Source organism: Arcobacter pernae, from assembly GCF_049472135.1.
Taxonomy (GTDB): Bacteria; Campylobacterota; Campylobacteria; order Campylobacterales; family Arcobacteraceae; genus Arcobacter_B.
This window is the reverse complement of the sequence record NZ_JBMOVV010000007.1, coordinates 42,840-54,500: the sequence shown is the minus strand read 5'-3', so window position 1 is coordinate 54,500 and position 11,661 is coordinate 42,840. Positions and strand designations below refer to the sequence as shown.

The 11,661-nt window shown below is 27.9% G+C and carries 15 protein-coding genes; 7 read left to right on the top strand and 8 right to left on the bottom strand.

Annotated elements, in window-relative coordinates; translation table 11 throughout:
* Window positions 1–5 precede the first annotated feature (5 nt).
* Together ACH5BF_RS09265 and ACH5BF_RS09260 are read right to left on the bottom strand one after the other, a co-directional pair.
* Complete coding sequence (locus ACH5BF_RS09265) at window positions 6–1,196, bottom strand: TolC family protein (protein WP_423273954.1); 1,191 nt, start codon at window positions 1,194–1,196, stop codon at window positions 6–8.
* Window positions 1,174–2,358 (bottom strand): aspartate aminotransferase family protein, encoded by a 1,185-nt coding sequence (locus ACH5BF_RS09260; RefSeq protein WP_423273953.1) that lies wholly within the window; start codon window positions 2,356–2,358, stop codon window positions 1,174–1,176. The genes ACH5BF_RS09265 and ACH5BF_RS09260 overlap by 23 nt, the downstream gene beginning before the upstream one ends.
* 140 nt (window positions 2,359–2,498) lie before the next feature.
* On the opposite strand from ACH5BF_RS09260, the gene ACH5BF_RS09255 reads away from it, so the two are divergent.
* The 3 genes from ACH5BF_RS09255 (at window position 2,499) to ACH5BF_RS09245 (ending at window position 5,446) form a co-directional block, all read left to right on the top strand.
* Window positions 2,499–3,377 (top strand): aspartate carbamoyltransferase catalytic subunit, encoded by an 879-nt coding sequence (locus ACH5BF_RS09255; protein WP_423273951.1) that lies wholly within the window; start codon window positions 2,499–2,501, stop codon window positions 3,375–3,377.
* A 10-nt stretch (window positions 3,378–3,387) separates the two neighbouring features.
* Window positions 3,388–4,353, top strand: a complete 966-nt coding sequence (locus ACH5BF_RS09250; RefSeq protein ID WP_423273949.1) for an aminodeoxychorismate synthase component I — start codon at window positions 3,388–3,390, stop codon at window positions 4,351–4,353.
* A 67-nt stretch (window positions 4,354–4,420) separates the two neighbouring features.
* Window positions 4,421–5,446, top strand: coding sequence for a Cj0069 family protein (locus tag ACH5BF_RS09245; RefSeq protein ID WP_423273947.1), 1,026 nt, complete (start codon window positions 4,421–4,423; stop codon window positions 5,444–5,446).
* An 11-nt stretch (window positions 5,447–5,457) separates the two neighbouring features.
* On the opposite strand, the gene ACH5BF_RS09240 is transcribed toward ACH5BF_RS09245, so the two are convergent.
* Window positions 5,458–6,234 carry a hypothetical protein gene (locus tag ACH5BF_RS09240; RefSeq protein ID WP_423273945.1) on the bottom strand — a complete coding sequence of 259 codons (777 nt, stop codon included), beginning with the start codon at window positions 6,232–6,234 and terminating at the stop codon, window positions 5,458–5,460.
* A gap of 68 nt (window positions 6,235–6,302) precedes the next feature.
* On the opposite strand from ACH5BF_RS09240, the gene ACH5BF_RS09235 reads away from it, so the two are divergent.
* Complete coding sequence (locus tag ACH5BF_RS09235; RefSeq protein WP_423273943.1) at window positions 6,303–6,863, top strand: aminotransferase class IV family protein; 561 nt, start codon at window positions 6,303–6,305, stop codon at window positions 6,861–6,863.
* Here ACH5BF_RS09235 and ACH5BF_RS09230 read toward each other — a convergent pair.
* On the bottom strand, window positions 6,845–7,486 hold the full coding sequence (locus tag ACH5BF_RS09230) for a transglutaminase-like cysteine peptidase (RefSeq protein WP_423273941.1): 642 nt from the start codon (window positions 7,484–7,486) through the stop codon (window positions 6,845–6,847). The two genes, ACH5BF_RS09235 and ACH5BF_RS09230, sit on opposite strands and share 19 nt — an antisense overlap.
* A gap of 42 nt (window positions 7,487–7,528) precedes the next feature.
* Here ACH5BF_RS09230 and ACH5BF_RS09225 point away from each other — a divergent pair, with 42 nt between their 5' ends.
* From ACH5BF_RS09225 to ACH5BF_RS09215, 3 genes are read left to right on the top strand one after another with little or no spacing between them, the layout of a single operon-like run.
* On the top strand, window positions 7,529–7,966 hold the full coding sequence (locus ACH5BF_RS09225; protein ID WP_423273939.1) for a hypothetical protein: 438 nt from the start codon (window positions 7,529–7,531) through the stop codon (window positions 7,964–7,966).
* A gap of 12 nt (window positions 7,967–7,978) precedes the next feature.
* Window positions 7,979–8,662 (top strand): AzlC family ABC transporter permease, encoded by a 684-nt coding sequence (locus ACH5BF_RS09220; RefSeq protein ID WP_423273937.1) that lies wholly within the window; start codon window positions 7,979–7,981, stop codon window positions 8,660–8,662.
* Window positions 8,659–8,979, top strand: coding sequence for a branched-chain amino acid transporter permease (locus tag ACH5BF_RS09215; protein ID WP_423273935.1), 321 nt, complete (start codon window positions 8,659–8,661; stop codon window positions 8,977–8,979). The genes ACH5BF_RS09220 and ACH5BF_RS09215 overlap by 4 nt, the downstream gene beginning before the upstream one ends.
* An 89-nt stretch (window positions 8,980–9,068) precedes the next feature.
* Here ACH5BF_RS09215 and ACH5BF_RS09210 read toward each other — a convergent pair whose 3' ends face one another.
* Genes ACH5BF_RS09210 through ACH5BF_RS09195 form a run of 4 tightly spaced genes read right to left on the bottom strand, consistent with a single transcriptional unit; the run spans window position 9,069 to window position 11,645 of the window.
* A complete protein-coding gene (locus tag ACH5BF_RS09210; RefSeq protein ID WP_423273933.1) occupies window positions 9,069–10,067 on the bottom strand; it encodes a beta-ketoacyl-ACP synthase III in 999 nt (332 codons plus the stop codon).
* A gap of 42 nt (window positions 10,068–10,109) precedes the next feature.
* Complete coding sequence (plsX, locus tag ACH5BF_RS09205) at window positions 10,110–11,102, bottom strand: phosphate acyltransferase PlsX (protein WP_423273931.1); 993 nt, start codon at window positions 11,100–11,102, stop codon at window positions 10,110–10,112.
* Window positions 11,102–11,254, bottom strand: coding sequence for a 50S ribosomal protein L32 (gene rpmF, locus ACH5BF_RS09200; protein WP_423273929.1), 153 nt, complete (start codon window positions 11,252–11,254; stop codon window positions 11,102–11,104). Before rpmF ends, plsX begins: the two co-directional genes overlap by 1 nt.
* Before the next feature lie 10 nt (window positions 11,255–11,264).
* The gene (locus tag ACH5BF_RS09195; RefSeq protein WP_423273927.1) at window positions 11,265–11,645 is read right to left on the bottom strand and encodes a hypothetical protein; all 381 of its coding nucleotides are present in this window, start codon (window positions 11,643–11,645) and stop codon (window positions 11,265–11,267) included.
* Window positions 11,646–11,661 lie beyond the last annotated feature (16 nt).

Genomic DNA, 11,661 nt, shown 5'->3' with positions numbered 1-11,661 from the left:
TTATTTTAGTAAACTTTAGAGTATAGCTCCAGTAAAATTATTTGTTTATCAATTTTATAGATTTTAGCATCTAAAAGTTTAATATCCCTAGAGTTTTTAAGTGTATCAAAGTCACTTTGAGTTTTGATTTCAGCTTCTTTTTCTTCTTTTATAATCTCTAAAATAGAGTTATATAGGCTTAAATCTTCACTAGTAATCTTTAATCTATCATCTAGCATACTAAGTTTATCAAGTTTTGTTTTAAAAAAACTTTTTTCATCATCAATCTTATTTTTTAGATTTAGTTTAGATTTTAGATACTCTATTCTTTTACTTTCTATATCATTTAATGCTCTTGAATCTAAAGGCATAGTAACAGATAATCCGTATGTTTGGTCATTTGTTTGTCCAACATTTGGTTTTCCATCAGAGTAGTGTGTTTTAGAATAGTTATAGTATACATTTACACTTGGTAAATATCTAGCCATAGTCATATGTGAATAGTTTTTATCTTTTTGAATTACTGCTTCTGCTTTTTTTAGTTCAATATTCTTATCTATAAACTCTTTTTTTGAAATAAGTTCAAACTTTGGAAGTTCAAAATCTGTGTATTTCCCCGAAGCAATATTTTCAAAACTATTAATAAGCTCTTGTTTTTGATACTTTAAATCAACTAATGTATGTTTTGAACTATTTAATGTAAGTAAAGCATTATCTAAAAATGAACTATCTAAAAAGCCATTTAAAACTTGCTCTTTTTTTCTTTGAACATCAATCTTTGCATTGGCTAAAGAAAGTTGTGTTTTTTGAATATTTAAATCAATTTTATTTATTTGAAATAGAAGGTTTAAAGCATCTTTTATTAAAAGTTTTTTTTGTTGTTCTATTTCTAGATTTGCATATTTATATGTTGAGTTAGCATATTTTATAGCTTGATAAATTCCCCCACTTTGAAAGATTGGTTGATTAATAGAAATCAGTGATGTCTCACCTTTATAATCATCCCCTAAATTCTTTTTAAATTGTAAAGTTATAGGGTTTATCCAATCTTTTTTAAGTTTTGAACTATCTTGTGTTGCTTGTTCTTTTTCTAAATCAAAACTCTTTTTTCTACTCTCTGATAATATATTATCATCAAAATTACTGTTTGCAAAAAGGTTTACACTAATTAAACTACATAAAAGTAGTTTAATTTTATTTGATTTTAGAAAGTGCATTTTCAAGCCTTTTGAACCCTTCATCTATTTCTTCTTTTGAGATAGTTAAAACAGGTAACATTCTAAGTGTGTTTTTACCAGCTCTTAAAACTAATAAACCTTCATTAAATGATTCTTTGATAATAGAAGCTAGAGTATCTGCATCTTTTACTCTAAGGCCTCTCATAAGTCCTAGTCCAACACTTCCTGTAAATATCTCTTTATTAGCTTCATAAACTTTGTTTAATCTATCTTGGAAATAAATAATTGTTTCATCAAGTTTTCCACTATCTTTAAAGTTATCTAAAATATCTAATACTTTTAAAGCAGCAGCAGTACTTAAATAGTTTCCTCCAAAAGTAGAACCATGGTCACCATAAGTAAATAAATCTTTATGAGTAGTAATAACAGCACCAATTGGTACACCACCACCTAAACCTTTTGCCATTGTAATAATGTCAGGTTGGATTTCATAAAGATTTGTAGCTAAAAACTCACCAGTTCTAAATGCACCTGTTTGAACTTCATCAATGATTAATAAAATATCTTTTTGCTTTAAATATTTTGCTAATTTTTGAATCTCTTCTTTATCAAAAGGTTGAACTCCACCTTCACCTTGAACAAGTTCAATCATAACAGCTACTGTTTCTTCATCAATAGAGTTATAAATATCTTCAATTTTATTGTTAAATGAGAAACCATCTGGATAAGGAGCAAAGTTTGGTGAATGCATTGAGCTTTGACCTGTTGCTTTTACAGTAGTAATAGTTCTTCCATGGAAAGAGTGTTCTAATGTAATTACTTTAAATCTTTTATTTTGAAATTTAGTTTCACCATATTTTCTAGCAAGTTTAATAGCACCTTCATTTGCTTCAGCACCACTATTTGCAAAGAATGTTGCAACATCCATACCTGATAATTTTGCAATTTTTTCACCTAGCTTTGCTTGTGGTTCAATAGCATAAAGATTTGAAATATGAGTAATTCTACTTACTTGCTCATAAATAGCATCTGCTACTTCTTTATTTCCATGACCTACAGAAACTACTCCAATTCCTGATGTGAAATCTATATAATCTTTATCATTCTCATCAAATAAAGTTGCATTAATACCTTTTTTGAAGTTTACATAGTTTCTTGCATATGTTTGAAGTACATAATCTTTATCTAACTGTTCTAACATTTCTTTTCCTAAATACTTTATAAATTAAAAGAGATTATAGCTAAAAATTTTAAACCATATATTAACAACAATTTTTCCTGAAGTTATTTTTTCTTTAAACACATTTTGGGTACAATAAAAACTAAAATTAAAGGGAAAAAATGCAGCATTTGATTAGAACTTCTGATTTTTCTAAAGAAGAGATTATTAGTTTATTTGACGACGCAAGAGAATTTTTAAAGTTTGAATATAATGAGGTTTTAAAAGGTAAGATTATAGTTACTCTATTTTTTGAGAACTCAACAAGAACAAGAAGTTCTTTTGAAATAGCAGCTAAAAGATTAGGTGCTGAGGTAGTATCACTTGATGTTGGAACTTCTTCAACTTCAAAAGGTGAAACTATTTTTGATACAGTTGCAAATATAAATGCAATGAAACCTGACGCAGTTATTATTAGACACTCAGAGTGTGGACTTCCTGATAAATTAAAAGATTTTGTTGATTGTCCTATTTTAAATGCAGGTGATGGAAAACACGCTCACCCAACTCAAGCATTATTAGATATGTTTACTATTTATGAACATTTTGAAGGAAAGACTGATGGTAAGAGTATTGCTATCGTTGGTGATGTAAGAACTTCAAGAGTTGCTGGATCAAACAAAAGATTATTACCTAAATTTGGAATAGATGTATGTTTTGTATCTCCTGAGTGTTTTAGATATGAAGGTGATGATTTCAAAACTTACACATCTTTAAATGACGTAATTGATAATGTAGATATTATCATGAGTTTAAGAACTCAGTTAGAAAGACACAATCAAGTATATTTTGAATCTTTAAATGAATATGCAAAAGATTTTTGTATTACAAGTGAAGTGATGGGTGATAGAGATATTTTATTATTACATCCAGGGCCTGTAAATAGAAACGTTGATATTTCAGATGAAATGCTAAAAGACCCTAGAAATAAAGTATTAGAACAAGTTACAAATGGTGTTGCTATTAGAATGGCTGCACTTAAAAAACTTGTTTTACAATAAAAAGTAGAAATTGAATAAAAAACTAATTGAAGAAGAAATTAATAAATTTGGCTCGTTAAACGAGCCATTTTTCTTTGTAATCTCATATGATTTCAAAAAATTCTATTGTAAGAAAATCAAAGATTTACCAAATAATATAAAGTTTGAAATCAACTCACAAAAAACAAATGAATCAAAACACAAAACAAAAGTTGAAAAATATCCTATTTCTTTTGAGGAGTATGAAAAAAAGTTTAACTTTTTACAAAAACAAATAAAAGAAGGGAATACATACCTTTTAAATCTTACGTCTAAAACTAAGATTAAAACAGCTTATTCTTTAGATGAAATATATGAAAAAGTTAATGCAAAATTTAAATTAAGATATGAAAATGATGATGATAATTTTGTTTGTTTTTCCCCTGAAAGATTTGTAAAAATTAAGAAAAATAAAATTTATACTTACCCTATGAAAGGGACTATTGACTCAAAAATACCAAATGCTCAAGCTAAAATCTTAGGTGATGTAAAAGAAATGGCTGAGCATACAATGGTAGTAGACTTATTGAGAAATGATTTAGGAATTGTTGCTTCAAAAGTTAGAGTTGAAAAGTTTAGATATATTGATAAAATAAATGCAGGTGAGAAAAAACTTTTACAAGTAAGCTCAAAAATTTCTGCACACTTAGAATCTAATTGGCAATCAAAACTAGGAACAATTATTACTTCAATGTTACCAGCAGGTTCAATAACAGGAACACCAAAGAAAAAAACAGTTGAACTTTTAGATGAAGTAGAAGATTATGAAAGAGATTTTTATACAGGTATATTTGGTATATATGATGGTGAAACTTTTGATAGTTCAGTTATGATTAGATTTATTGAAGAAGATAAAAATAATAATCAGTACTATAAAAGTGGAGGTGGAATCACATGTGATTCAAAAGCCATATTAGAGTATGAAGAGCTTCTAGATAAGATATATTTACCCTTCTAAAATTGTAACTTTAATGTAATCAAATAATTTTATTATTCTGCTAATATTTTCAATAGGATAGTAGTAGATGAAAAAAGCAGATACAGTTTTTATAATTGAGTATCAAAAAGGTAGTGATAAAGGTTTTGATGGTTTTAGACCAGATACAAAACCAATTTTAAGAGCAATTGAAGAAGCAACTTCTTTTAAGACAGAGATTGTATTTTTTAAACCAAACAAAAAATATCAACTATTAGAGTATTTAAAACAAAATGCTTTTGCAGTTATATCAAGAATTAACCCAGGTAATTTAAAACAAGTAGATGAATATTTCCAATTTTTAAAGGCATTAGGTGATAGTGGAGTTGAGATTCATACTCACCCTGATGTGATGATAAATCTTGATTTTAAAGATATTCTTGCAAAATTAAAAGGTACTATTTTAGGTGATGACGAGTCGTATTTCTACCATAACTTCCCAGATTTTGCTTCAAAATTTCCTTCAGATTTACAAAAACATGGAATCAGAGTTTTAAAAACAAATTATGGTTCAACAGGAGAGGGTGTTTATCTTGTAAGACAACAAGATGATGGTTCTATTATTTCAACAGAAGCTGTTAATAATGAGAAGTTTTTCTTTGATGATATTCATGAATTTATCTCAAAATTTGAGAAGAATTTTGAAGATGATAGTGAATATGCTGAGTATTTCCAAGGAAAAGTTGGTTTTGTTGGATGTAGATATTTAGAAAGAATAAAAGAGGGTGAAATTAGAGTTTTATTAGTAAATGATAAACCTATTTCTGTTGTACATAAAAAGCCACAAGATGGACAGTTCTCAGCTACACTTTTCTCTGGTGCAAAATATAAGTATGAATCACCAAGTGAACCTAAATGGAAAGAAGTTGTTGATTTAACAACTGAAGGTTTAGAAGTTTTAAGACCATATTTAAGAGGTCAAAACTATCCATTATTATGGACAATGGATTATATTTTAGATTATAATGAAGATGGAACTGATAAGTATGTTTTATCTGAAATTAACTGTTCATGTGTTGGAATTACAACTGAATTACAATATTCAAAAGATGTCGCACAAGTTTTTGTAAGATAAAAAAGAAGCCTTTAGGCTTCTTTACTCCAAAGTTTTAGAAAGTTTATAATGTCATCTTTTACATAGATATTTGTAGTAATATCATGTTTTGTTTGTGGAAGTATTATAACCTTTGCATTTTTATATTTTTTTAAAGCTTTAGTACAATGACCTTCTACTTCATGATCTTTAGTAGGCTTTGCATCATTTGAAAAATATTCATCATGTGTTCCTATTATATTTAAAAAAGGTTCATACTTAGTAGCTCCCAATTCAAAGTTTTTTGAATAATATGAGTTCTCACAAGAGTAAGCAGTTACTATTCTTCCTTTAAACTCTTTTCCTTTAAAGGCAGCAGCAGCTAAACCACCTTCTGAATTACCCATTAAAAAGATATTATTTGTATCTATAAAACTTATGTTTTGTAGTTTTTGAAGATTGTAGTGTATTTCTGCTTGTCTAAATTTATGAACTTTCTCATAATTTTTTAGTTTTGTTGGTGTTTCATATGTTGGTCTATTTTTTACTTTAAAAGAGTTAGGACAAAAGAAAATAAAATTTGCTTTTTCAACAATCCATTTTCTATAAATTACTCCTTTGTTTAATCCTGCTGAACCATGTAAAAATAAAACAGTTGGTATTTTATTTGAAGCTTTAAAATTTGGGTATAGTTTTTTGAATTTTTCTAAGGTTCCAAAGTAGTGTTTCTTTAAGCCTCCAAAACCTTTTGGAATACCTATATAGGCATATTTATAAGTATTATCAAAATCTTTATAGCTATCAATAATTTTTTGGTATTTTTTTTGCATGAGAAGCCTTAAAATAAAGTTTTGATATTATATCTTTTAAATTTAAATTGATTATAAAAGAAGAGAAAGTGTATTTTGAAACTATAAAATGTGATGATTACGAGGTTTTTAATTTAGAATATCATCAAAAACGAATTGCTAAAACTGTAGGTTTAAATATAAATCTTAGTGAATATATTTATCCTATATCAAACAAACTTCTAAGATGTAAGTTAATATATGATGAAACAGGTGTTTTAGAAGTAAGCTATTTTGAGTATAAAAAAAGAGATATTAAGACTTTTAAAATTGTTTGTGATGAAAATATTGATTATTCAAAAAAGTATTTAAATAGAGAATCTTTAAATAGTTTATATGAAAAAAAAGCTAATTGTGATGAAATTATTATCGTTAAAAATGGTTTTATAACTGATACTTCAATTGCTAATATTGCTATTTTCTATGAGAATAGATGGATTACTCCTAAGAAACCTTTACTTGAAGGTACAACAAGAGCTAGACTTATAGATAAAGGGCAGATATTTGAAAAAGATATAACAGTTGAAATGTTAAAAGAATCAGAGAAAATCTCTTTAATGAATGCAATGATTGATTTTGATGAAATTAAAGATTATTCATTTTTTTCATAGACTCTTTTAAGAAGATTTTCCCATTTATTTTCACTTCCCCAATTTACTTTTACTTTTTTAGTAAAACCATCTTTTGTGAATAAGTAAGAGTCAATTTCATTAAAAGCAAATTTTGGGATTAGTCTTTTTCTTTTGTTAAAAGGAATTACTTTAAAGCTAAGATTATCTAAAACTAGGGGACTTTTGTTTTTCTTTTCCACATAAAGTAATACCATATGATAGTCTCTCTCTCCTTTTACTTTTACAACAGCAAAATAAAGATTTTCTTTTTTAATTCCTAATTCAAGTAATGTGAAATATTTACTAATTACATAATCTTCACAATCTCCATGTCCTTGTATCAAAAACTCTTTAGGTGTTGCCCAATAATCAATAGAAGAGTTTGCTGTAATATCTTGTTTAGGTAATATTTTATTGAAAAAGGTATTAACATGTGATAGTTTTCTTATTAGTGTATAATCTACAACTTTTTCTTTTAATGCTTTGTATTTTTTTAGTCTATTAACAATAAATGATTGTTTTTTAGATTGTTGTATATACTTAATATCATCTTTATTTAATTTAAATTCATAAGCAAAAGTAATATTATAAAGTATTAAAATAAGCAAAAATATTCGTTTCATAAGTTATAATACCACTAAAATTTTAAAATGGATATTAATAAAATGATAAATGATATAATAGAAGATGTAAATTACAAGAACTTAGTAAAGAAACAAGTGTTTGAAACGATAGAATTTCTTTTAGATAAAGACCAAGAATTTTCTATAACAGCTAATATTGAACCAATAGAGTTTACTCCTGAATTACCTACAACAATAAAAGATCAATTACAAAAATTTTCACTATTTATTTTAAGTAACTATACTTATACAACTATTGAAATGACAGAAGATTATATAAGCTTTGAAGCCGGCTTTGGAAGTGAAAACTTTGGTTCTGTTGTAAAAGTTCCACTTCATAGTGTATTTCAAATTGTAGTTGATGAATCAATTTTGTATATAAACTCTGTTGCAACGGTTGATAAATTTAATAAAGACCCAAAAGAAAAATCAATGAATGTTTTCAAAAACAATCCAAATAATAAAAAGTTTGATAAGTAGGTGGTGTAAGTATTGAAATATGAAAGAGAGATAAAAGCTGCATTTAAAGTATCAATCCCAGTTATGATGGGGTATGCAGTTTTAGGATTCGCATTTGGCTTACTTTTGGTATCTTTTGATTACCCATGGTACTTAGCACCTATCATGTCACTTTTTATTTATGCTGGAGCATTACAGTTTGTAGCAATAAACTTTTTTAATGTAAAAGCAGGTTTTGTAGATATTGCAATTGCAACATGGTTTATAAATATTAGACAGTCTTTTTATGGATTATCACTACTTAAAAGATTTAAAAAAACGGGGAAATTAAAACCTTATTTGATTTTTGGATTGACTGATGAAACATATGCACTTTTAACAACAATAAAAGATGATGAATCATTAAAGAAAAAATGGTATTACTTTTTTTTAACAGCTTTTAATCAATCATATTGGTTTATAGGATGTACTTTAGGGGCTATTGTTGGTTCAAATATTAAATTTAATACAGCAGGTTTAGAATTTTCTTTAACAGCTTTATTTGTTGTTTTATGTATTGAACAATATAAAAATTTACAAAATATAATGCCTTTTATAATTGGCGGAATTGCATCTTTATTTTCACTAGTTTTTATCCCTAGTGATAAAATGTTAATAGTTTCAATCGTTTTAGCTTTAATTTTAATGTTTACTTTTAGAAGAAAGATTGAACAATGAGTGGAATTGAAATATATATAGCTATTGCTATTATGGCAGTTGTAAACTTTTTTACAAGAGTTTTTCCTTTTTTATTTTTTAGGAAAAATGAACTACCTTCTTATGTAGTATTTATTGAAAGGTTTTTTCCTGCTGTTATTATGACAATCTTGATTGTTTATTCGGTTAAAGATGTTGATTTTTCTCTTGCTCCATATGGATTTAAAGAGATTAGTGGAATTGTTTTTACAGCAGTTTTACATTTAACTTTTAAAAACTATTTAGTTTCTATTTTTTCTGGAACGATTTTTTATATGGCTTTAGTACAATATTTATAGTGCTAAAGTCTTATTTTGTTTTTTGATTAATATTATGATTTAAGAGTTATAGTTTGTGTAGTAGATAAAAAGGCTTTAGCCTCTTTTATCTAGTTTTTTGGTGCAAACGGGAAATAAGCACTTCCCCAAGTAAGTCCTGCTCCAAAAGCATCAAATAAGATTTTATCACCTTTTTTGATTTTTCCTTGTTCATAAGCATAGTTCATTGCCATTGGAATTGACGCTGCTGATGTATTACCATATTTATCTACAGTAACAACTGTTTGTTCATCATTAAGTCCTAAAGCTTTTCCTACAGCACTAATAATTCTATAGTTCGCTTGATGAGGGATAAAATGGTCTATATCACTATTTGTAATGTTGTGTTTTTTCATCATTACTTCAACATCTGCTGTTAGTGTTTTTACTGCAAGTTTGAAAGTTTCATTACCTTTCATTTTAATACATGCCATTTTTTGCTCTACTACTTCTTGTGAACATGGATGTTTACTTCCTCCACCTGGAGTTTTGATTAAATCATCATAGTTTCCATCACTTGAACAGTTTACATCTACAATAGCTTCACTTTTATCATCTGTAGCTGAAATAATTGCAGCTCCTGCTCCATCTCCAAAGATAAAACAAGTTCCTCTGTCAGTATAATCTAAAATTGATGTATAAGTTTCTGCACCTATAATTAGAACATTTTTCTTCATACCTGATTCAATAAATGCTTTAGCTACTGATACTGCGTATACAAATCCAGTACATGCAGCACTAATATCATAAGCTTGAACAGGAGGTAAGTCTAATTTTGATGCGATTAAACAAGCCGTTGAAGGCATACATAAATAATCAGGAGTTACAGTTGCACAGATAACCATATCGATATCTTCTTTTGCAATTCCTGCTCTTTCAATAGCAACTTCCGCTGCTTTTGCTCCTAAATCAGATGAAGCTTCGTTTTCTTCAGAAATTCTTCTTTCTTTAATACCAGTTCTTTTAGTAATCCACTCGTCACTAGTATCAATAATTTTTTCAAAATCTGCATTTGTCATAATCTTTGGTGGAATATAAGCACCAATAGATCTAAAAGCTGCATATGCCATTTACATATCCTTAAAATGAAAGTATAGTGTAGCTATAAATAACTATTTACTATACTGTGATAATCTCTCTTCAATATGACTATTTAAGTTTGAGCTAGCTGCATTGATAGCTTGGAAGATTGCATTTTGAATTGCTTTAGGATTTGACTTTCCATGGGCAATAATAACAGGTGATTTAACACCTAATAATGGTGCTCCACCATATTCTGCATAGTCAACTCTAACTTTTAAGTTTTTGAATACTTTTCTCATAAGAACTGCACCAGCAATTGAAATTAGAGATCTTTTTAAATTCTTTTTGATGATTTGACCGATAGTGTCTGCAACACCCTCAGCTGTTTTAAGTAAGATATTTCCTACAAAACCATCACAAACAACAACATCAACTGTTCCTTTGAAGATATCACTACCTTCTACATTACCTGCAAAATTTGGAACTCTTGATATAAGTTTATAAGCCTCTTTAGTAACTTCATTACCTTTGCTTTCTTCTTCACCATTTGAAAGTAAACCAACTATTGGTTCATCAAGTTGTAATACATCTTGTGCATAAACTTGTCCCATAACAGCAAATTCGAATAGATTTTTAGCATCACTATCAACATTAGCTCCAACGTCTAATACTAAAGTATTTTGATTTTCGCTTGTTGGCATAAGTGTTGCAATAGCAGGTCTTGATACACCTTTGATTCTTCCAATTCTAAGTGTTGCTAAAGACATTGAGGCACCAGAGTGTCCTGCAGAAACAACTGCATCAGCTTCTTGGTTTCTTACTAATTCTATAGCTTTGTAAATTGTAGAGTCTTTTCTTTTAAGTGCATCTGTAGCAGAGTCGTGCATACTAATTACATCATCTGTATCTAATATTTCAACTCTTGATTGATATTGTTTTGGCAATAAAGATTCTAGTTGTTCTTTTTTACCAACTGCAATTGCAGTGAAGTTATTGTTTTGTTTTAGAGCGGATATTAATCCCTCCATAATAGGTTCAGGACCGAAGTCCCCACCCATTGCATCTATAGCGATCTTTAACATTAGCTTTTGTATTCACCAGTGTTTGGGTTAACCATATGAGGCATTTTCCAAGATCCATCACTATCTTTAACTGGTTTCTTTAAAGTTATTTTGTAGTGAGTTCTTCTTTTCGCTGCTCTAGTATGAGATACTCTTCTCTTTGGTACTGCCATTTTTTTCTCCTTAAAATTCTTTTTGAAATTCACTATCGTCTTGTGAACAATTTTCACATAGATAGTAATCACTTTTAATTGATTCTAATTCACTTTGGATGATTTCATCAAAGTCAATTGTATTATTTTCTATTTCGATTACTAAATCTTCTGATTCAGAATCATCTTTATAAATACCATCACTTAATAAAAAGTTTGCCTTTTCATTTAAAGTAATAATATCTGTGATACCACATCTGCAACAATCAATGTCAGTATTACCTTTTAATACTGCATCGATTTTTACTAACGATTGCGATATTTTACAAAAAGTACCTTCAATTTCTACTGAATCAAGTGAAGCACTGAATTCACTAGGGTTTTGAGGAACTTTCTTAAATTCTATTTTCATGTTAAATTATAAAAAA

Bases quoted from the DNA above. Each gene is read 5' to 3' on its own strand.
- ACH5BF_RS09225 (WP_423273939.1), top strand. From the start codon at position 7,529: ATGATAAATGATATAATAGAAGATGTAAATTACAAGAACTTAGTAAAG.
- ACH5BF_RS09230 (WP_423273941.1), bottom strand. From the start codon at position 7,486: ATGAAACGAATATTTTTGCTTATTTTAATACTTTATAATATTACTTTT.
- ACH5BF_RS09255 (WP_423273951.1), top strand. From the start codon at position 2,499: ATGCAGCATTTGATTAGAACTTCTGATTTTTCTAAAGAAGAGATTATT.
- plsX (WP_423273931.1), bottom strand. From the start codon at position 11,102: ATGTTAAAGATCGCTATAGATGCAATGGGTGGGGACTTCGGTCCTGAA.
- ACH5BF_RS09240 (WP_423273945.1), bottom strand. From the start codon at position 6,234: ATGCAAAAAAAATACCAAAAAATTATTGATAGCTATAAAGATTTTGAT.
- rpmF (WP_423273929.1), bottom strand. From the start codon at position 11,254: ATGGCAGTACCAAAGAGAAGAGTATCTCATACTAGAGCAGCGAAAAGA.
- ACH5BF_RS09245 (WP_423273947.1), top strand. From the start codon at position 4,421: ATGAAAAAAGCAGATACAGTTTTTATAATTGAGTATCAAAAAGGTAGT.
- ACH5BF_RS09195 (WP_423273927.1), bottom strand. From the start codon at position 11,645: ATGAAAATAGAATTTAAGAAAGTTCCTCAAAACCCTAGTGAATTCAGT.
- ACH5BF_RS09210 (WP_423273933.1), bottom strand. From the start codon at position 10,067: ATGGCATATGCAGCTTTTAGATCTATTGGTGCTTATATTCCACCAAAG.
- ACH5BF_RS09265 (WP_423273954.1), bottom strand. From the start codon at position 1,196: ATGCACTTTCTAAAATCAAATAAAATTAAACTACTTTTATGTAGTTTA.
- ACH5BF_RS09260 (WP_423273953.1), bottom strand. From the start codon at position 2,358: ATGTTAGAACAGTTAGATAAAGATTATGTACTTCAAACATATGCAAGA.
- ACH5BF_RS09215 (WP_423273935.1), top strand. From the start codon at position 8,659: ATGAGTGGAATTGAAATATATATAGCTATTGCTATTATGGCAGTTGTA.